General features: G+C 70.7%; 21 protein-coding genes. 20 read left to right on the forward strand and 1 reads right to left on the reverse strand.

Features of this window, described 5'->3' with window-relative positions:
* The first annotated feature begins 6 nt into the window (after positions 1-6).
* The 14 genes from IRQ30_RS12415 to IRQ30_RS12480 all read left to right on the forward strand — a co-directional run bounded on the left by IRQ30_RS12415 (position 7) and on the right by IRQ30_RS12480 (position 13,141).
* Complete coding sequence (locus tag IRQ30_RS12415) at positions 7-369, forward strand: hypothetical protein (protein ID WP_193613156.1); 363 nt, start codon at positions 7-9, stop codon at positions 367-369.
* A gap of 70 nt (positions 370-439) precedes the next feature.
* Positions 440-811 carry a hypothetical protein gene (locus IRQ30_RS12420; RefSeq protein ID WP_193613157.1) on the forward strand — a complete coding sequence of 124 codons (372 nt, stop codon included), beginning with the start codon at positions 440-442 and terminating at the stop codon, positions 809-811.
* On the forward strand, positions 811-1,254 hold the full coding sequence (locus IRQ30_RS12425) for a DUF6093 family protein (RefSeq protein ID WP_193613158.1): 444 nt from the start codon (positions 811-813) through the stop codon (positions 1,252-1,254). The genes IRQ30_RS12420 and IRQ30_RS12425 overlap by 1 nt, the downstream gene beginning before the upstream one ends.
* 40 nt (positions 1,255-1,294) lie before the next feature.
* Positions 1,295-1,648: an HK97-gp10 family putative phage morphogenesis protein gene (locus IRQ30_RS12430; RefSeq protein WP_193613159.1), complete on the forward strand. Its 354-nt coding sequence runs from the start codon at positions 1,295-1,297 to the stop codon at positions 1,646-1,648.
* Complete coding sequence (locus tag IRQ30_RS12435; protein ID WP_193613160.1) at positions 1,645-2,100, forward strand: hypothetical protein; 456 nt, start codon at positions 1,645-1,647, stop codon at positions 2,098-2,100. The genes IRQ30_RS12430 and IRQ30_RS12435 overlap by 4 nt, the downstream gene beginning before the upstream one ends.
* Before the next feature lie 25 nt (positions 2,101-2,125).
* Complete coding sequence (locus IRQ30_RS12440) at positions 2,126-2,446, forward strand: hypothetical protein (protein WP_193613161.1); 321 nt, start codon at positions 2,126-2,128, stop codon at positions 2,444-2,446.
* A 3-nt stretch (positions 2,447-2,449) separates the two neighbouring features.
* A complete protein-coding gene (locus IRQ30_RS12445) occupies positions 2,450-2,956 on the forward strand; it encodes a phage tail tube protein (RefSeq protein WP_193613162.1) in 507 nt (168 codons plus the stop codon).
* Between the two features lie 108 nt (positions 2,957-3,064).
* Positions 3,065-3,700 carry a hypothetical protein gene (locus IRQ30_RS12450; RefSeq protein ID WP_193613163.1) on the forward strand — a complete coding sequence of 212 codons (636 nt, stop codon included), beginning with the start codon at positions 3,065-3,067 and terminating at the stop codon, positions 3,698-3,700.
* Positions 3,701-3,837: 137 nt separating this feature from the next.
* On the forward strand, positions 3,838-4,143 hold the full coding sequence (locus IRQ30_RS12455) for a hypothetical protein (protein WP_193613164.1): 306 nt from the start codon (positions 3,838-3,840) through the stop codon (positions 4,141-4,143).
* Positions 4,140-7,526 carry a hypothetical protein gene (locus tag IRQ30_RS12460; RefSeq protein WP_193613165.1) on the forward strand — a complete coding sequence of 1,129 codons (3,387 nt, stop codon included), beginning with the start codon at positions 4,140-4,142 and terminating at the stop codon, positions 7,524-7,526. The genes IRQ30_RS12455 and IRQ30_RS12460 overlap by 4 nt, the downstream gene beginning before the upstream one ends.
* A complete protein-coding gene (locus tag IRQ30_RS12465; protein WP_193613166.1) occupies positions 7,526-8,971 on the forward strand; it encodes a hypothetical protein in 1,446 nt (481 codons plus the stop codon). Before IRQ30_RS12460 ends, IRQ30_RS12465 begins: the two co-directional genes overlap by 1 nt.
* On the forward strand, positions 8,971-10,545 hold the full coding sequence (locus IRQ30_RS12470; protein WP_193613167.1) for a hypothetical protein: 1,575 nt from the start codon (positions 8,971-8,973) through the stop codon (positions 10,543-10,545). Before IRQ30_RS12465 ends, IRQ30_RS12470 begins: the two co-directional genes overlap by 1 nt.
* Before the next feature lie 2 nt (positions 10,546-10,547).
* A complete protein-coding gene (locus tag IRQ30_RS12475) occupies positions 10,548-10,853 on the forward strand; it encodes a hypothetical protein (RefSeq protein ID WP_193613168.1) in 306 nt (101 codons plus the stop codon).
* A 2-nt stretch (positions 10,854-10,855) separates the two neighbouring features.
* Positions 10,856-13,141 carry an SGNH/GDSL hydrolase family protein gene (locus IRQ30_RS12480; protein WP_193613169.1) on the forward strand — a complete coding sequence of 762 codons (2,286 nt, stop codon included), beginning with the start codon at positions 10,856-10,858 and terminating at the stop codon, positions 13,139-13,141.
* Between the two features lies 1 nt (position 13,142).
* On the opposite strand, the gene IRQ30_RS12485 is transcribed toward IRQ30_RS12480, so the two are convergent.
* On the reverse strand, positions 13,143-13,898 hold the full coding sequence (locus tag IRQ30_RS12485) for an SGNH/GDSL hydrolase family protein (protein ID WP_193613170.1): 756 nt from the start codon (positions 13,896-13,898) through the stop codon (positions 13,143-13,145).
* A 1,030-nt stretch (positions 13,899-14,928) separates the two neighbouring features.
* Between IRQ30_RS12485 and IRQ30_RS12490 the strand changes: the two genes are divergently transcribed.
* From IRQ30_RS12490 to IRQ30_RS23810, 6 genes are all read left to right on the forward strand, one after another.
* On the forward strand, positions 14,929-15,345 hold the full coding sequence (locus tag IRQ30_RS12490) for a hypothetical protein (RefSeq protein WP_193613171.1): 417 nt from the start codon (positions 14,929-14,931) through the stop codon (positions 15,343-15,345).
* On the forward strand, positions 15,342-15,836 hold the full coding sequence (locus tag IRQ30_RS12495) for a hypothetical protein (protein ID WP_193613172.1): 495 nt from the start codon (positions 15,342-15,344) through the stop codon (positions 15,834-15,836). Before IRQ30_RS12490 ends, IRQ30_RS12495 begins: the two co-directional genes overlap by 4 nt.
* Positions 15,837-15,904: 68 nt before the next feature.
* Positions 15,905-16,519, forward strand: coding sequence for a peptidoglycan recognition protein family protein (locus IRQ30_RS12500; protein ID WP_193613173.1), 615 nt, complete (start codon positions 15,905-15,907; stop codon positions 16,517-16,519).
* A gap of 122 nt (positions 16,520-16,641) precedes the next feature.
* Positions 16,642-17,349, forward strand: a complete 708-nt coding sequence (locus tag IRQ30_RS12505; protein WP_193613174.1) for a hypothetical protein — start codon at positions 16,642-16,644, stop codon at positions 17,347-17,349.
* The gene (locus tag IRQ30_RS12510; RefSeq protein WP_193613175.1) at positions 17,346-17,750 is read left to right on the forward strand and encodes a hypothetical protein; all 405 of its coding nucleotides are present in this window, start codon (positions 17,346-17,348) and stop codon (positions 17,748-17,750) included. Before IRQ30_RS12505 ends, IRQ30_RS12510 begins: the two co-directional genes overlap by 4 nt.
* A 2-nt stretch (positions 17,751-17,752) precedes the next feature.
* Positions 17,753-17,884 carry a hypothetical protein gene (locus tag IRQ30_RS23810; RefSeq protein WP_264674603.1) on the forward strand — a complete coding sequence of 44 codons (132 nt, stop codon included), beginning with the start codon at positions 17,753-17,755 and terminating at the stop codon, positions 17,882-17,884.
* The last annotated feature ends 297 nt before the right edge of the window (positions 17,885-18,181 follow it).

The raw sequence follows: 18,181 nt of genomic DNA on the forward strand, positions 1-18,181 counted from the left end.
GACGAGATGGCTGACAACGAGCAGACCAACGAGAACGCCGGGCAGTTCCTCCTCAAGGAGAAGGACTTCGTCAAGGTGGTCGACGCCGAGGGCAACGACCTGCCCCCCGTGCCGAAGCACTGGGGCGCGGACCAGCTCCCCGCCGGCGCGGAGAAGAAGGGCCGGGCGTCCAGCTCGGGCAGGAGCGGCCAGTCCGGCTCGCAGTCGGGCGCCGACGCCGAGCCCGCGGGCAACGCGTCGCGCGAGGACTGGGCGACGTACGCCGAGAAGGTCAAGGGCGCCAAGCCCGAGGACCTCCTCGACGCCGACGGCAAGGACCTCGGCCGCGACGAGCTCCGCGAGAAGTTCGGGACCCCCTCCGGGTCCTGACTCACCACCGGTGGGCGGGCTGGCGATCCCGGCCCGCCCACCGGACCAGCACCACCGAGAGGAGCACGCCGTGACCATCGACTTCACGAGCAAGGCCGGCCAGGTGCGGCTCCTTCTCAACGACATCGACGAGGGCGACTTCGTCTTCGAGGACGAGGAGATCGCGGCGTTCCTCCTCATCGAGGGCGACCACGTGAAGCTCGCGGCCGCGCAGGCGATCGACACGAACGCCTCCAACGAGGCGCTGGCCTCGAAGGTCCTGAAGGACCACCAGCTCTCCACCGACGGCGCGAAGCTCGCCGACGCCCTGCGCAAGCACGCCGCGGCTCTCCGCGAGCAGCACCAGGCCGCGGTCGACGACGCGGACGAGGGCTACTTCGACGTCATCGACATCCTGGGCGCCGACTGCCGGCCCGAGCGCACGCAGTACCCCTACTGCTGATGCCCCGCCCACGTCGTCACATGGGCCGTCCCGGCACCCGCGTCATCCCCGCCGACTGGCAGGCCACGCACGCCGCCGTCGTCGCGAAGACGCTCACCTCGAGCGTGCTCATCGCCGAGCCCGGCGACGGCGAGCCGGTGTTCAACCCCGACACCCACCAGTCCGAGACCCCGCTCGGCGCGACGTCGTACGACGGGCCCGCGACGATCATGCTCGTCAGCGACTCCGACCAGGCCCCCGAGGTCGCCGGCGAGGACGTCCCGACACGGCGCTACGAGGTCAAGCTGACTCACGCGGCCGCCGGCGTGAAGCCCGGCCACATCCTGCAGGTCACCGCGTGCCAGGACCCCGACCTCGGTCCCGGCGTCCGCCTGATCGTCGACACCGTCGAGCGCGGCACCCAGCGCTTCTCCCGCGTCCTGTACGCAACCCTCACCCACTGACCGCCCCGACCGGGCGCCCGCACCCGTTGGGAGGCCCGTCGTGTCCTTCGTGACCCTGGACCTCACCGAGGTCGACGCCCTCGCCCGCGACCTGCGCACGGGAGCCGACGACATCGAGCCGAAGGCCGAGCTCGTCGTCGCGAAGGGCGGCCACGACGTCGTCGCTGACGCGCAGGTCCTCGCCCCCTACGAGTTCGGGGTGCTGACCGCGTCGATCGGCGTCGACGTCGACGGCCTGTCCTTCGTCGCCGGCCCCACGGTGGAGTACGGCCTCTACCAGGAGCTCGGCACGAGCGAGATGCCCCCGCAGCCGTACATGGCGCCAGCGTTCGACCGGAACCTCGTCCGCATCGAGTCCGCGCTCGGCCAGCTCGGCGCGCAGGTGCTCCGGTGAGCGGCCCGTCGCGCCGCGAGCTCGCCCGGAAGGTTTACGACCGGCTCCGCGGGTCCTGGCTCACCGTCTACTTCGGCGAGATCCACGGCACCGTCCCCACGCTCATCACCGGCGGCAAGCCCGACCCGTCGGGGCGGGTCCGCTCCTACGCCGTGGTCTACCCCGGCGCCGGCACCCCGAACGGCGACGTCGACCTCGGGGACTCCTCGGCCGACCTCGACTGGTCGGTGCAGGTCACCGTCGCAGCCGGCTTCACCGACGACGTCCTCGACGCAGCCGACTTCGTCCACGACCGGCTCCACCGGTGGCGCCCCACCGGGCTCACGGGCGTGCACGCCGACGGCCTCATCCCCCCGCCGGGCTTCGACCCCGGCCCCGTCCGCGTCGACCGCGACCTCAAGCCCCACCGGTTCTGGCTCCCCCTGCAGTACCGCCTCACCGCCACCACCTAACCCGCCCTGCGTCCGAGGAGGACCCATGCCGCCCGTCGACCTCGTCGAGATCGTCAACCCCGCCAACGGCCGCAAGGGCATCGTCTCCGCGACGTCCCGCGCCGCGACCGCCTACAAGCGCCCCCCGTCCGCGCGCACCGGCGACGCCGAGCCCGTGCAGCCCGCGGCCGCCGTCGACCCCCGCCTCGGCGAGCCCCTCGAGCTGCCGGCCAAGAACGCCAGCACGGAGGCGTGGGTCGAGTACGCCACCCACCCCGCCACCCCGAACGGCCTGTCCTCCGACGAGGCCGCCCAGATGGGCCGCGACGACCTCGCGGCCCGCTTCCACAAGGTCCAGGAGGACTGACCCATGAAGATGCTGAACCAGGACAACCGCCTGCTGCTGTGGGTCCCCGACGGCGGGATCCTCGACTTCACCGAGCCCACCCTCGCCGAGCTCACCGACGAGGGGGTCCTCGACATCAGCTGCCTGGTGACGAAGAACAACTTCGCCCTCGGCGCGACCGGTGACGAGGTCATCGACGACCCGCCCCTGTGCGCCCCCGGCTCCTCGCCGGCGCCCGGGACCACGACCTACGAGGCCGGAATGGACTTCTTCCGGTACACCACGACGATCGAGGACATCGCCTGGTCGACGTTCACCGGCAAGGGCATCCCCGGGTTCCTCGTCTACCGCATCGGGAAGCCCCACACGTCGCCGCTCATCGCCACCGACAAGGTCGGCGTCTACGGCGTCATCACCGGCACCCCGCGCAACCTCGCCCCGACCACGCAGTCGGCCTGGGAGAAGTTCCGCCAGGAGTTCATGGTCCAGTCCGAGCTCGTCGACGAGCGCGCCGTGGTCGCCGCGGCCTGACCCGGCCCCCGTACGGGGTGGCAGGCGCTGTCGAGGACGCCTGCCACCCCACCCCCTGCAGCACCCCTCCTCGACGCTCCTCGACCCTCGACAGCAAGGACCCCTGCCATGAGCGACCAGCCCCTCGGCTCCCCCACGCCCGACACCGCCCCGGTGATCCGGGAGCCCTCGATCGTCGACACCATCCTCGACCTCGACAAGTTCCTCTCCAGCGACGTGCGCCTGGCCGAGAAGACCGCCCGGTTCTGCACCCGCCCCGACCTCGAGGCGAAGCTCGACGAGCTCGAGCACCAGCTCGCGCTCCTGGTCGACGAGGCGGGCCGCCCGCTGCCTGGCACCGACGACTCGCTGGCTGGTGCCGACGGCGCCGGCGAGGCCCTCGCGGTCGCGCAGGAGATCTACGCCGTGCGCCAGGAGATGGCCGCGGCGTTCCGGTCGGTCCGGATGCGGCAGCTGCCCGACGACGAGTGGCAGGCGTTCAAGGTCGAGCACAAGGAGGCCATGGACTCCACCGAGCAGGGCCCGGCGCGGGTCCGGATGCTCGACGAGCTCCTCCTGAAGTCGGCGGTAGCGCCGAAAATCAGCGCCTCCCAGCTCGCGCAGCTGCGGCACCAGGTCGGTGCCCCGCAGGTCGACGAGCTCATCGAGAAGGCGTGGGCGGTGAACACCCAGTCGGGGGTGTCGGTCCCAAAATCGCCGCGCTCCTCGGCCGCCCTGAGGCGGCTGCTGCCCGGAGCGAGCTAGCCCTCTGCCAGCGGCTCGGCATCCCGCCGTCACAGCTGCGGGGCCGGCCGCTGGTCACGACGTACCAGTACGACGAGCTGGGCCGGGTGGCCCGCACGGTCACCGCGTCAGCCTGGACCGCTGAGGACCGGGCGCTGATGCTCGCTTACGAGGACCACCTCGCGACGCTCTGCCCAGGCTGCGGGCACCCGAAGGCCACAGCGTGGCACTTCGACAACGAGGGCGAGTTCGAGGTCGTCGAGCAGTACACCTGCCACCCCTGCACGGCCATGAAGGGCCAGGACGACGGCCCGACGCAGCCGGTGCTGTTCGCGTCGGTGCGCGACACCCGGAACTACGCCGAGCACCCCCTGCCGGGCCACTACACCGACTTCGGGTCCAGCGACTACGCGCCGGGCCCGGTGGCCGCGGCTCCGCCCCCACGCGATGAGGAGACTCTGTGACCACCACGGTGCGCTCCGTCGACGTTCGTCTCAACGCCCACGTCGACAGCTACATCGCGAAGATGAAGCTCGCCGGGCAGGCGACGGATCAGGCGTTCAGCCGGTCGCAGGTGGGGCTGAAGAGCACCAACGAGCAGCTCGCGAAGAACGAGGAGCGCCTCAGCCAGACCACGAAGAAGACGCGTGAGTACTCGCTCGAGACTGCGATCGCCGACGAGCGCACCGCGCGGCTGCGGAAGTCGCTGCGCGATCAGGCTCGCGCGTCGCTCGACGCCGCTGACGGGCTCACGGCCACCCACGTGGCCACGCGACAGGTGGGCGACTCCTCGGTCCGCGCTGGCGCGCAGATCGACCGCTTCTCCGGCCGTCTCAAGCTCGTTGCGCAGGCCGGCGCGGTCTTCGGGCCCGGGCTGATCCCTCTCGGCGCCGCTGGGCTGCCCGCGCTGGTCGGGATGACCGCCCAGGTCGGGGCCCTGGTCTCCGCGCTCGGCGTCGGGGTCCTGGCGTTCAACGGCATGGGCGACGCCCTGAAGTCGGTGAACGACTACCAGCTCGAGCCGACCGCCGAGAACCTCCAGGCGATGCGGATCGAGATGGAGAAGCTCGGCCCCGACGGCGCGCACTTCGTTCGATTCGTCGACGACCTCAGCAGCGAGCTCTCCACGCTGAAGATGGCCGCCCGCGGCGGGCTCCTCCCCGGCGTCGAGGAGGGCATCACCGCGCTGATGCCGATGCTCCCCCGCGTCCGGACCATCATCTCCGACATCGCCGGCGCCATGGGCGGCCTGGCCGCCGACGCCGGCGCGGACCTCGCCGACCCTGAGTGGCGCGACTTCTTCGACTACCTCGAGTCCGACGCCGGCCCGCTCCTGACGGACTTCGGGCTGACGCTCGGCAACTTCGCCCAGGGCTTCGCCAACGTCCTCGTCGGGTTTGGGCCGCTGACCTCGGACTTCTCCGACGGGCTGCGCGGCATGTCCGAGGCCTTCGCCGACTGGTCGGCGAACCTCGACAGCAACGACTCCTTCCAGAGCTTCCTCGACTACCTCGCCGACGCCGGCCCCATGGCCCTGGACTTCCTCGGCTCCCTGGTCGAGGCCCTCACCGCGCTGCTCCGCGCCGCAGCCCCCGTCGGCGACGTCGTGCTCCCGACCCTGACCGCGATGCTCGACGTGATCGGCGCCCTGGCCTCCACCGATATGGGCACCATGTTCTTCGCCGCCGCGGCCGGCTTGAGCGTCTACAGCCGCGCCGCAGGCCTCGTCGCGGCCGCCAACACCCGCATGGCGGCCTCCTCGCTCCTCAGCTGGCGCCAGACGAAGGCCCTCGGCGCCGGCATCGGCATCGCTGCCCTGTCCATGACCGACCTCGACGACAAGGCCGGCCTCTCCAACACCGCGATGCTGGCCCTCGCGGGGTCCATCGCAGGCCCGTGGGGTGCTGCAGCTGGTGCTGCCGTCGGCGTGACCATGGACCTCGCGGCCGCCAACGACGACCTCGCCTCCGCGGTCGAGGCCGCCAACGACGCGATGGCCGCCGGCGCCGACGACGCGCAGATCCGGCAGCAGATGGAGGCGGTCCGCAAGGAGATCTCCGCGACCGAGGACGTCCTCGGCGGCGACGGGTTCTTCTCCATGAACAAGCCGAAGCAGATGCTCACCGGCCTCAACGAGGTCCTCGGGATCTTCGGACCCACCACCGAGGACGCCGCCTCCGCCCTCTTCGTGCTCGAGGGCCAGCTCGGCACGACCGACGCCGTCACCGAGCAGCTGGCCGCCGCCGTGGGCATGACTGCCGACCAGTTCCGTGTCGCGACCGGCAACGCCCAGGCGTTCACCGGGGCGCTGGCCTCGATGGCCGGCTGGCTCGACAAGCGCGCCGCGTTCCGCGAGTACCGCGAGGAGCTTAAGAGCTTCGGCAACGCGCTAAAGGACGGCTTCCAGCCGAAGAATGCCGAGGGCCTCGACCGGGTCGCGTCGAGCATCATCAAGGTCGCCTCGCAGATCAAGAACGTCGACAAGCGCGCCGACTTCATGGCCGGCGCCCGCGAGAGCCTCCTGCAGTTCGCCGAGACCGGCCCGAAGGCAGAGCGCGCCGTGGGCAAGGTCATCGCCGAGTTCGTCCGGCTCGGCCTCATGGACCCCGTGGTCGACGTCGACGCCGACACCAAGAGCGCCGACGGCAAGCTCAACCGCACCGGCCGCAACGCGCGCGACCTCCAGGGCCTGCGCGTCAGCCCCCGCGTCGATGCCGACACCCGGGCCGCGAACAACAAGCTGTCCTCGTCGATGCGCCTGGCGCGCGAGCTCGCCGGCCTGCCCGTCCGACCCAAGATCGACGTGAACAACGGCCAGGCCAACAGCGCGATCGCCGACACCGCACGGCGACTGGCCGGCGTCCGCGACAAGACCGTCACGATCACCGTCCGCCAGCAGCGCGTCATCGACAACATCATGGGAGACGACGGCCCCCGCGCCGACCGGCCCCGCAAGCCCAGCGCGGACGGTGGTTCAGTGCCCAAGACGGGCATGCCCTACGCCGACCGTCACCCCTACCTCCTCGCCGACGGCGAGGAAGTCATCAGCAATCGCTATGGCCAGGCCGACAAGAACCGCGCCGCACTCAAGGCTGCGAACGCCGGCGCCCGTCTCACCGTGATCGGCGGCCTCGCTGACGGAGGCACCGCCCGTAGCGGCCCTCCCCGCCGACGTCCGCGCCTCGACTTCGACATCGGCGACGACGTCTCCGAGCTCCGCGCCGCGCTGCGCGACCTCCGCGGGGACCTGAAGAAGTCGGGCCGCGACTGGACCGCCTCGATGGACCGCCAGGCCGCGCGCCTGGTGAAGCTCACTCGCGGCTACGAGCGCCACACCCAGGACCTCAAGAACATGCGCGAGGCGTCCAAGTCGTTCCGCGACGAGGTCGGCGGCACCTTCCGCAACGACGTCTTCGGCAACGGCCTCGAGGGGCTCCGCGTCGGGCTCGAGGCCGACGCCAACGACGCCGACGCCATGGAGCGCGCGCTGCGCGCCGCCGCCAGCAAGGGCCTCGACGGGGCCCTGGCCGACGCGCTGGCCGCGTCCGGGGATCTCAACACCGCCCAGCAGCTCGCCGGGCTCTCCCGGTCCGAGATCGCCCGCTACGAGCGGCTCTTCAGGGAGCGCGACACCCAGACCGGGCAGCTCGGCGCGTACGCCGCGCAGCAGAAGTACGGCGAGGGCATCCGCGAGCACACCCGCTGGCTGGCCCGCAACGAGGGCGCCATCAGGGACCTCACCCGGGTCCTCAGCGGCCTCCCCCGCAACGTCGAGCTCGGGCTGCGACGCGGCTCCGGCGACCGGGACCTCCAAACCAGGCTGCGCGTACGAGCGGGGGTTCGCTGATGACGACCTACCCCGTCCTGCGGTTCGTCGCCGCGCCGTCCCCGGACGCTGCGGTGCGCCTCGACCTCCACGCGTACACCGCCTACACCGGGGTGCGGATCTGGCCGGTCAAGAACGGTTGGAGCATCGGCACCCCCGCCATGGAGGGCGAGCCCGACGGCGTGGGCGTGGAGTACGGGCCCCGCACCCTGGGCTTCGACCTGCGTGTCGAGGGCTCCAAGGTCCACGCCCTCGCCAAGCACTCGCAGATCGCGCGCGAGATCCTCCGCGACGGCAACTGGCTCCTGTTCCAGCTCTCCGCGTCCACCGAGCCGGTGTGGTTCCACACCTACCGCACCGAGCCGGGCGAGCTGTCGTTCGAGCACGTCACCTCGCGGGGCGACGCGGACCGGTGGGGCATCGGGATGAAGCTCACCGCCGAGCCGTTCGCGCTCGGGAAGCGTGTCGTCATGCCGCCGGTGACGATCACCAACGACCCGACCGCCGGTCCGCACCGCATGTCGTGCCTGCTGCCGGAGATCCTCGGCGACGCCCCGTCACCGGTGCGGATCCAGGCCGACTTCACCACGACCCTGGATCAGCACGACATCGAGTGGACGATCGCGCCGGTCCCCGACGACTACGAGCCGCTCGTGTGGCCTATCGGCGTGGGAGACACCTTCACCGCCGGCACCGACACCGGCCCCGGCACCCCGGGCGCCGCGTTCGCCGGGGAGTCGTACCGGCCCGTCACCTTCGACACCGACGAGGACCTCGTCACCCGCCTCTACGGCCCCGCCCCGGGACCGGTCCCGCCCGGCCGGTACCGGATCCACCTCCGCGTCGGCCGCACCCACCAGGACTCGACCTACGAGCTGCGCCTGGGCCGCCACAACGGCGTCTTCGGTGACGACGCCAGCGGCGCCGACACGGTCACCCTGCACCCCTCCACCACCGGCGCCGGCGGCGCCACCGACGCGACCTGGGTGGAGCTGGGCACCATGTCGTTCCCGGCGAACCTCACCGAGATCGACCTCGTCGGGTTCAACTTCACCCCCAGCATCGCGCTGCAGATCGGCCGCACCGCCGGCACCGGCGACCTCAACCTCGACTGCATGGTCCTGGTCCCCGTCGACATCCAGGGCACCGAGGGCGTCGCCACGACCCTGACCTCTGAGTTCGCCGGCTTCGGCCCCCAGGCCGCCGACTCCTACTCCGTGTGGGACGGCGACGTCGAGGCCTACACCCGCATGAACGGCTTCGGGGTCATCGACTCCGGCCTGCAGCCCGTCAACCGCGGCGGGTTCCCCACCGTGCACCCCGGCGTGACCAACGCGCTGCACCTCATCACCCAGACCCGCACCACCCGAGGGTTCTTCGACACCACCAACGGCGACTCCAGGACCACCACCACCGACGTCACGCTGTCTTACCACCCCCGCCACCTCTGGATCGGGGACCGCTGATGCGCTCGAGCCTCGCCGTGCGGATCCGCGACGGCTACACCAGCCGCCACGTCACCCGCCACGTGAAGGACCTCCGCTTCAAGAAGACCGCCCCCGGCGGCCACCACTCCGCGTCGATGCGCGTCAGCCTCCCGCCCGACACCTTCCGCGACCTCAACGCCGCCGACAAGGTCTGGATCTACGACACCTCCACCGGCCGCACCGTGTTCGAGGGCTACGTCGAGTCCCCCGGCACGAAGAAGGGCCCCACCGGGGAGGCCTACGAGCTCGGCCTCGTCGGCGGCGTGCTCCTGGCCTCCGACCAGTCCCAGCCGATGGTCTACATCGACCGCGACCTCAGCCCCTGGTTCCAGTACACCGGCGGCGCACCGTCCTCCCAGGCTTCCTCCGGGAGCGACCCGGCCGACGACAACGTCGACGGCCTCCTGGTCCAGTTCCCCCCTGGGCAGCCCATCAGTGGCGGTGCCGTCGCGCAGATCGGCTACGGCGCCGTCGGTGGGTTCCCGATCGGCGCGATCGGGTGCGTCACCCGGTCCGGGAAGGTCGACACCGGGTACCAGAACCAGATCCCCACCGCGGTCCCCACCGCTCAGATCCCTCCCAACACCGGGATCTCCACCGTCGCGTCCGCGAAGGTCGCCCGCTTCGCCGGCGACTCCCCCGGCCTGCTGACCGGCCAGTCCCAGGTCGTGCTCCGCATCCGGCGCTCCGGCGGCTCGACCAACATCGCCGACGACAACACCTGGACGTTCTTCTCCGACGTCTCCGTCCTCGGCCGCCGCATGGACCGCTACGGCGACCTCCTCACCGGCGCCGCCGAGATGATCACCGTCGAGCACGTCCGCGCCGACTGGGTCGTCGAGGACCTCCTCGGCCGGCTCCTTACACGCTGCGACCCCGACGCGTCCGTCATCGAGGCCGCCACCTGGGCGATCGACCAGCTCGCCTACCGCGACGGCGTCAAGGCCTCCCAGGTCCTCGAGGACCTCGCGCTCTGGGAGCCCGACATGCTCTGGGAGATCCTCGAGTCCAACCGCAGCGGCCTGCACCGCTTCAACTACCGCGCCTGGCCCACGACCCCGCGCTACGAGATCTCCACCGCCGACGGCTTCGACCTCACCGGCGCCGAGATCGACCTGTGCAACCGCATCGCGGTGAACTGGGTCGACATCAAGGGCCAGCAGCAGGTCACCGTCGTCACCGCCTACGTCCCCGAGCTCGCTGAGTCTGGCCGGATCCGCGACGCCGAACCAGTCACCCTCCCCCCGGGGCAGGGGTCCGAGGCCAACGCGCTGCGCATCGGCCAGCAGGTCCTCGCCGCGAAGGCCGACCCGCCGACCGCCGCGACCGCGCGGGTCGCGCGCCCGATCCTGGACCACCTCACCGGCTCCCGCGTGAAGCCGTGGGAGATCGAGCCCGGCTACCTCACCCGCGTCCGGGAGACCGGCGAGGACCTCCGCCTCACCGAGGTCGACTTCGAGGACTCCTCGTGCACGGCGAGCCTCACCCTCGGCACGCCGGCACCGACCAACGAGCAGCGCATCGCGCGGCTCTCCACGATCCGGAGGACCTGAGCATGGACGTCATCGCACGCCCCGCACCCGGCAGCGAGGTCGACAGGCTGTCCTTCACCGACCTCACCAACGTCCGCGTCGTCGCCGTGGAGTGGATCCCGGACGGCTTCCTGCAGGTCACCTTCGCCGCCCCGATCACCGACGCCGAGGCGGCCGCCGTACGCCGCCGCCTGATCTCGGCCACCCCCGCCGAGGAAGAGCTCCGCGCTGCCTGCGAGGCCTACCTCGAGCACCCCACGACCCCGACCCTGGACCAGGTGCACCTGCAGCTGCTCCGGCTCACCCAGCTGATGACGAAGGTGGTCTGACCATGGCCGATGTGTTCGAGCTCTCCGGGTTCCTCGGGGACCTGACCGGCGACTTCGAGGGCTACGAGATCACCGGGGTGTTCCTCGAGTCGACCGAGCAGGCCCTGACCGACGTCGACACCGGCACCATCCACGTCGCCTCGGGCAAGCAGATGGTCGTCGACGCGGCGACCGGCGCGGCGTCGCTGACCGGGATCCCGTCCTCGGTGGACGCGTCGTGGCGCCCGGGTGGGCAGCAGTACAGGCTCGCGGTCTACTTCGTGCACCACCAGACGGGGCAGGAGCGGCGGTGGCGGTCGGGCTGGTTCCCGATCGACGGTGACAAGACGTTCGCGGACCTGCAGATGGGGACGCCGACCGTCGTCAACAGCGAGGTCTACGAGAGCGTCCTGACCGCGCGCGACGAGGCCGTTGAGGCCCGCGACCAGGCCGTCGAGATCTCCGGCATCGACGACGTCGACGGGGCGATCGACAATCTCCTGCCTGACAAGATCGAGGACCCGACGAGCGCGGTCGGGCTGGCCCTTTTGGCCACGATTGGTCAGCGGGTCACGCCCGCCCTGGGCTCCATGCAGCGCCTCATGGCCGGGATCCACGCTGGCGAGGAGGACCAGAACGTCCTCCACATCGGCACCTCCACGGGCAATGAGGCCGGCGAGTGGATCCGCCAGCTCTGGCTCGCGGTCGCCGCCCAGTGGCCCGCCGTGACCTTCGTCTACCGGCTCATCAACGACGGCGCCGGCACCTACGGCACCGAGACCCTGCAGACCGGCACCGGCCCGCGCACCGTCACGATCTACAACTGCTCGGTCGCCGGCGCGACCACCCGCTACTTCCAGGGCGCGAAGTTCGCCACGCACATCGCATCCCTCGCCGCCGTCGCCCCGGTCGCAGGGCTGATCTCGCTCACCCACAACGAGGGCTCTGTGCCCAACCTGTGGCTCGGCCAGCAGACCGCCTTCGTCGAGGAGGTGGCCCTGGCCTTGCCCGGGATGAGCATCAGCATCGTCCAGGAGAACCCGGTCACCGCGAACACGCTGCAGCAGCAGCGCGCTGCGGTCTACCGCGAGTACGCCGCCAGCCGAGGCTTCGGCTGGTTCGACATCTGCCAGGCGTTCCTCGACTCCGGCGTACCCCTCGCGAACCTGCTGCTCGACGGCATCCACCCCAACGCCACCGGCACCGCGCTCTGGGTGCAGACCATGCTGCCTGCGTTCCGCTACGTCCCCGAGGTGGCGCCCCGCACCCAGACCTCTCCGGCCCTCGAGGGTGCCTCGCCCGAGATCCTCGTCAACGGCGACTTCTCCGACTTCGGCGGCGCGCTCCCGACCGGGTGGCTCGCCAGCGGCACCGCCACGGCGGCGAAGAACACGACGAACTTCGAGTCGCCGAACGGCTACTCGGTCGACGTCACCTCGGCCGCAGCCGGGGACAACCTCTACAAGAACCTGCCGGCCAAGCTGGTCCTCGGCCGGTGGGTCACCCTCACGGTGCGCCAGCGTGTCGCGGCAGGACAGGACGTCACCGCAGGTCGCATCGCCCTGGCTGATTCCCTGGGTACGACCACCAGCCAGGCCGAGTCCTACGGCCGCGACGGCTTCCGCTACGTCGTCGTCTCTCGCTTCATCGCGGCCAACGCCACCGTGCCGAAGGTGATCCTGTACGGCGCGTCGGCCGGCGGTGGAGGCGTCACGGCCTACGACTTCGCCTCTATCCGGATCGGGAAGCTGCCTGGCCGAGGAGGCACGGGGGCTCGCGGACTGCAGGGGCCCGCTGGAGTCGTCGCCGGCCAGATCGACTTCATGTCGAGCGTGGGCGGTCTCGGCCCCTTCCTGTACGCCTCCAGCCTCTCTACCGGCATGGCGATCGCCAACGACGCCGTCCTGGTTGAGTTCCGCCCGTCACGCGACGTGTCGGTCAACGAGCTCGTCTGGTTCACCGGTGCCACCTCGGCCGGGAACTACGACATCGGGATCTATGACGCCAGCGGCAACCGCCTGTGGGCGAAGGGGTCGGCGGCGTGGCCAGCGGCGAACAGCCGCGTCGCCGAGACCATCAGTTCACCCATCGCCCTCACGGCCGGCACGAAGTACTACCTGGCGATCGCCAGCGACGGCACCACGGGCCTCTTCCGAGGAGTCCCGGAGACGTTCACCAACCACATCCGGAACGTCACGGGCGGCTTCTTGTCGCTGCGTGTGGGCTCGGCCTTCCCGCTGCCCTCGTCACTGGCACCGGGCAGTACCCGTGGCGGCAAGTACCCCGCGATCAGCGTCCACGGCACCTGAGTCAGCCCAGGGCGCGAACGACGACCTTCGTCCACAGCTCGCCGCCGCGGGGGTTGGGGTGGGTCTTGTCGATGAGAAGCTGCCCGACCGGGACCCCGGCCTTCACGAACGCCGAGTGCACGTCGATGATCGAGAAGCCCAGCCACGCGGCCACGCCGGAGCGTAGGGCGTAGACCGTGCCCTCCTGGCGGTCGGCCTGGTCCGTGGTCGAGGGGTTCTGCAGCATCAACGTCGAGGTGATCGGCCCGCCCCACTGCTGCTTAACGGCCTCGTTGGTGGTGTAGAGCGCGAGGTCGATGTCCTCGTCCGAGTTGTTGTGCCCGTAGTTGTAGATGATGAGGTCGGGCTTCTCGGGCTGTGCCTTGCGGATCTTGTCGGCCGGGTAGTCGGCTGCCCGGCCGGGGGCGCTCATGTTCCAGATGGTGAGCTTCGGGCCGGTCGTCGACATCTGCTCGACGGGCTCCCACTTCAGCGCTACGTCGTTCCAGGCGCGGTAGGCGACGGCCCGTGTGCGGGCGAGGTGCTTCGCCCACTGGTAGACCCACTCGTAGGTGTCGTTGCCGGTGGAGTCGCCAAGCACGCTGATGGTCGCTGGCTTCTTCGAGGCGACGACCGCGCGTGCCTTGCTGAGGTCTGGCGCGACCGGCTCGGGCTCGTCGGAGGAGAACGAACGAGGCTCGCTCGTGTCGATGACCGGCTCGGGGCGGTCGAGCAGCGCGACAGAGACCGACCCGACCGCGATGACGGCGAGGACCACGAGCCCGATGAGCTGCGCCGCATTGCGACCGCGATCCGCAGCGGGCGGCCGCCGGCGACTCCTACCTCGTTTCACCCGGGCGACCCTACGTGACCGGCGGCGTGACCGCTGGCCTCCGGCCTCACTCCGCACGACTAGCACTAGCCGTAGGACGCCCACGGGCCCGGCCGAGACTCGCTAGTTGGCAAGGCTTCGCGGACGCCGATGCCGATGCCGAAAGGCGACCCTTAGTCGCCGTCTCGCTTCTCGACCAGACGCGCGGCCAAGGGCCGCAAACCTGCTTCGGTAACTCTGCCGATCGCGCGCAGTACTCCTTGCTGCCAGACCAACCCCTCGATCCTGGGGTCGGGATGTACCAGTAGGGCGAGGAGCTGCGCCTCAAGTTCTCCAGGCACGTCTCGATGTACTGCGCCGAGCGAGTGAGCGACTGCCAGCACGTATTCGCGGACAGTCACCGTTCGCCCGTCGAAAACACCGACCTGGTGCTTCAACCAACCATCGCGAGTGAGCTTGATCGGCTCATCACTGTTTCCGCACGGCACCCGAGGGTCGAGGCAGTCCCCGTGATTCAGGAGCCTTACTCCCGGAGAGGCTCTCTGCATCTGAGAGTGGTGCATGGGTCGGGCGAAGAAGTGAATGGCAAGTCGCTCGCGCCGGTTGGCGAGGTCGAACAACGGTCTCTTGTCGATGAGCAGGGCACGGATCAGACCTGCTGCGCCGAGAGTCTCGAACCAGTCCGCCTGCTCAAGGTCGCAGCGAGCTCTCAGGTCGTCGAGACTCCGCACAAACAAGCGTCGAGTGTGATGGTCCCAACGGGCCTGCGACCCGTCGTCAAGCTGCGATGCAGGGCGTTCCTGCCGTCCTCGTTTACTCATGGCGCAGCGTAGGGCTCAACCACCTGTGTGCGCAGCCCAGCAGGCCGTTACGACCGCGGAAATCAACCTCACGACCGCCCGACGGGCGGCCCCGACCCACGCCAGGAGCCGCTGTGAACATGGTGCTGCCCGTTCCCACCGTTGAACCAGACGTCATGACCAAGCGCGCCCGCGGCTACCTCACCGTCACCGCGCTGCGGCACGTCGCCGTCGGCATCGTGTGCCTCGCGCTCCCGAACGACTTCAAGGGCGACAGCTACCAGATCATCATCGAGGTGCTCCCCATCGGGCTGTGGGGGCTCCTCTTCCTCGCGGGAGGCGCGCACCTGGGCTACGCCGCGGTGAAGGGCGACGAGCGGCAGGCCCGCATCGGGCTGTCGCTCTCGGCCGTGTCGACGAGCCTCTGGGCCGCCGGCTTCTTCATGGCGTACTTCGTCGGCGGGATCGTCACCCTGATCGGCGGGATCCTCTGGACCGCGCTCACGCTCAAGGACCTGGTCGTGTGCGCCCAGCCCATGCGTAGCCCGTTCGAGCGGATCACGAGGGAGTACGTCGGACCCCAGGCCCGGTGATCATCATGATCATCGCCCAGGCGATCGACGGCACCGTCGCCACCTACATCACAGCCTGCGTCGGCGCCGCCGTCGGGCTCGGCGGCCTCTGGCTCAATCGGATCTCCCAGCGCGAGCAGAACCGCCAACAGCGCGCCGCGAACAAGGTCGCTGAGGACCGTGCCGACCTGGACGAGACCGCCCAGGCGCTCGCTGCCACCGTCCGCCGAGCCGAGCTCGCTGAGGCCGGTGAGGACCGCAAGCAGAAGCGCATCGACCAGCTCGAGGACGAGATCGAGGAGGAGCGCTCCCTGCGCCGCGTGCTGTTCTCGGCGCAGGAGGCGCGCTGTCGCGAGGTCCAGGCGCAACTGACCGACGCGCTGATCACCCTTCGAGGCGTGGTGACCGACGAGATCGCCGCCGCGGCCGCGACCACGGCGCTGATGCTCTCCACTCCGCACCCCCACCAGCTGCCGCCCCCGGGCGACGGCGACAAGCCGGACCTGCCCTGACCCTCCGCCTCCGCACCGCCCGACTCATCACGGGCGGCGATCACCCCTGCCCGAAGGAGTACCTCGACATGGCCACCATCACCCAGCGCGTCGTCCGCAACGCCCGCCGCCGCGGCCTCACCGTCCTCACCCGCCCCCAGTGGGGCTCGCGGTACGGCTCCGTCTACGTGTGGCGCCGGCTCTTCAAGCGGGCCCACCAGCCGGCCGACACGGTCGTGCAGCACATCACGGTGACCTTCGACTCCGGCAAGCTCGTGGGCGACTTCAAGACCGACATGCGCACCATCGAGCGCATCGGCTACGAGCGGTTCAAGTCCGGCTTCTCGTACAACTTCGCCGTCGACATGCGCGACGGAACCATCGGCGTCGGCCAGCCCCTCGATGCCAAGGGCACCCACACCGTGAACGACAAGAACGTCCGCGGTTTCTCCCGGGACCAGAACCTCAGGGCCCGCGCGATCGCCGTGATCGGGATGCCTGGCGACCAGCTGAGTAAGGACGCGGAGGCCGCGATCGTGCAGCTGCTCGCCGCGATGGTTGACGAGGGCGCGGTGACACCCGGCTTCGACTACGAGCCGCACTCGAAGTTCGCGTACAAGGACTGCCCCTGTGGCCCGACCCGGGACCGGATGCCCGCCATCCGCGCAGCGGTGAACAAGGCCGTCCGGCGCCCGAAGCGATGAGCGTTACGGCGGCGCGCGCTGGGACGGGCCTGCTTCCGGCTGCCCGGGAGCTCCACCTCCTCCCGTCCCGCTGGGACCGGCCCGGACGGTGGTTGCTGTCGGCGGTGGTCCGCTCGAAGCGCATGGGCGCCGTCTCCTGCGCCATCACCGAGGCCGCCGACGGCAACCGTCCGCACACCCTTGTCAGGGGATGCCGCCTCATGGGCTGGGGCGTGCTCCAGGACCGGTCCCCGTGGTGGATGGGCGAGTGCGCGATCGCCTACGACCTCGAACTCGACGTCGCCTGGTGGAAGGCCATGGAGGTCGGCCCCGACCTCGGCCCGGGCCTCCCATCCGTGGCGATCCTCGCGGTGTTCGATGACCCCGCGACGGGCCTGCGCTACCTGACCGGCACCTCGCATCTGCCGTCCGCCGTCGAGGGCGACATGGCCCGCAAGCGCCACACCCAGCGCGTCGGCGCCTACCAGCGCGCCGCCCTGAACTACCGCCGTGAGGTGCGCAAGGCCCGACGCAAGCACCGCCCCGACGTGTCCGCTGTCGGCGCCGACTGGAACCTCAACGGCCTCCACCTCTGGGCCAGGGTCTACATCCGCTCGCTACTGCCCGGCCACCGGCTGCTCTGGTCCCGCAAGGGCGGCACCCATGGTCCCCGACAGATCGACCTCTTCCTGGTCTGGCTGAGCAAGAAGGCCAGACGGGTCCTGCGGCGCCCCGTCCGGTCCCGAATCCTGCCCAAGCACCGCCACTCCGACCACCGCGGCGTCGCCCTCCAGCTGCGCCTTCGGCGTCGGCGCCGTCGCATCCTCACCACCACCAAGGAGAAGCCATGACCGACCCCGACTACAGCACCTCGAGCACCAACGTCCCTCAGCCAGCTGCCGAGGTCGTGCCGGTCACGGCCAACCCCGACGACGGGTCCACCCGCACCGCCGTCGTGGTCTCCCCCACCCAGGTCCGCCGCCCCTGGCGGTCGACTGCCCGGACGTTCCTCCAGGCGCTCATCCCGACCGTGCTCGCGCTCGGCGTGATTGTCCCGGAGGTCGTGAAGATCATCCTCGACGAGACCGGCGACGCCATGCCCCCGCGGCTCCGCCTGATCCTGCTCGGCATCTCGGCCGGTGTCGCCGGCGTCGCGGCCGCCCTGGCGCGGATCATGGCGATCCCGGCCGTGGAGGTCCTGCTGCGCCGGTTCAAGCTGACGCAGTTCCTCGCGGCCGCGCCCAAGCAGTAGCCGTGCACCGGCCGCGACCCGGCTTCGTGCTGGGCTTCGGTCTCGGGTCCCTCACTGTGCTCGCCGTCGACCTCTGGACGCACCTCCAGCTCGGCGACGGTCTCCGCGGCTTCCTCCACCGCACGCCCCTCTGACCCGCTACCGACGGGAACACCGCCCCCACCCAGGCTCCGGCCCGGGTGGGGGCGGTCTCGTGCGTCTGGACCTGATGGCTGCCCGGCATCAGGCTGTGGGCTTATGGACGGCTTCCTCGTGCTCACCCACTTCGCCGCGGCCGCCGGCGGCATCCTCATCGGCATGTGGCTCCGCGAGCGCCATCCCCGGTGATGGCGGGCTGCCGCCGCCGGCATGGGGTCCGGCGGCGGCAGCGCGAGTCCGTGGCGGCCACGTCCCGGTCGCAGCGCCCTCGAGGACAACGGCGCGGTGCCACC

The organism is Nocardioides lijunqiniae, assembly GCF_015024225.1.
GTDB classification, from domain to species: Bacteria; Actinomycetota; Actinomycetes; order Propionibacteriales; family Nocardioidaceae; genus Nocardioides; species Nocardioides lijunqiniae.

Excerpts from the sequence above, each read along its gene's own strand:
- IRQ30_RS12415 (WP_193613156.1), top strand. The coding sequence starts at position 7 with ATGGCTGACAACGAGCAGACCAACGAGAACGCCGGGCAGTTCCTCCTC.
- IRQ30_RS12425 (WP_193613158.1), top strand. The coding sequence starts at position 811 with ATGCCCCGCCCACGTCGTCACATGGGCCGTCCCGGCACCCGCGTCATC.
- IRQ30_RS12440 (WP_193613161.1), top strand. The coding sequence starts at position 2,126 with ATGCCGCCCGTCGACCTCGTCGAGATCGTCAACCCCGCCAACGGCCGC.
- IRQ30_RS12445 (WP_193613162.1), top strand. The coding sequence starts at position 2,450 with ATGAAGATGCTGAACCAGGACAACCGCCTGCTGCTGTGGGTCCCCGAC.
- IRQ30_RS12450 (WP_193613163.1), top strand. The coding sequence starts at position 3,065 with ATGAGCGACCAGCCCCTCGGCTCCCCCACGCCCGACACCGCCCCGGTG.
- IRQ30_RS12455 (WP_193613164.1), top strand. The coding sequence starts at position 3,838 with ATGCTCGCTTACGAGGACCACCTCGCGACGCTCTGCCCAGGCTGCGGG.
- IRQ30_RS12465 (WP_193613166.1), top strand. The coding sequence starts at position 7,526 with ATGACGACCTACCCCGTCCTGCGGTTCGTCGCCGCGCCGTCCCCGGAC.
- IRQ30_RS12470 (WP_193613167.1), top strand. The coding sequence starts at position 8,971 with ATGCGCTCGAGCCTCGCCGTGCGGATCCGCGACGGCTACACCAGCCGC.
- IRQ30_RS12475 (WP_193613168.1), top strand. The coding sequence starts at position 10,548 with ATGGACGTCATCGCACGCCCCGCACCCGGCAGCGAGGTCGACAGGCTG.
- IRQ30_RS12480 (WP_193613169.1), top strand. The coding sequence starts at position 10,856 with ATGGCCGATGTGTTCGAGCTCTCCGGGTTCCTCGGGGACCTGACCGGC.
- IRQ30_RS12490 (WP_193613171.1), top strand. The coding sequence starts at position 14,929 with ATGACCAAGCGCGCCCGCGGCTACCTCACCGTCACCGCGCTGCGGCAC.
- IRQ30_RS12500 (WP_193613173.1), top strand. The coding sequence starts at position 15,905 with ATGGCCACCATCACCCAGCGCGTCGTCCGCAACGCCCGCCGCCGCGGC.
- IRQ30_RS12505 (WP_193613174.1), top strand. The coding sequence starts at position 16,642 with ATGGGCGCCGTCTCCTGCGCCATCACCGAGGCCGCCGACGGCAACCGT.
- IRQ30_RS12510 (WP_193613175.1), top strand. The coding sequence starts at position 17,346 with ATGACCGACCCCGACTACAGCACCTCGAGCACCAACGTCCCTCAGCCA.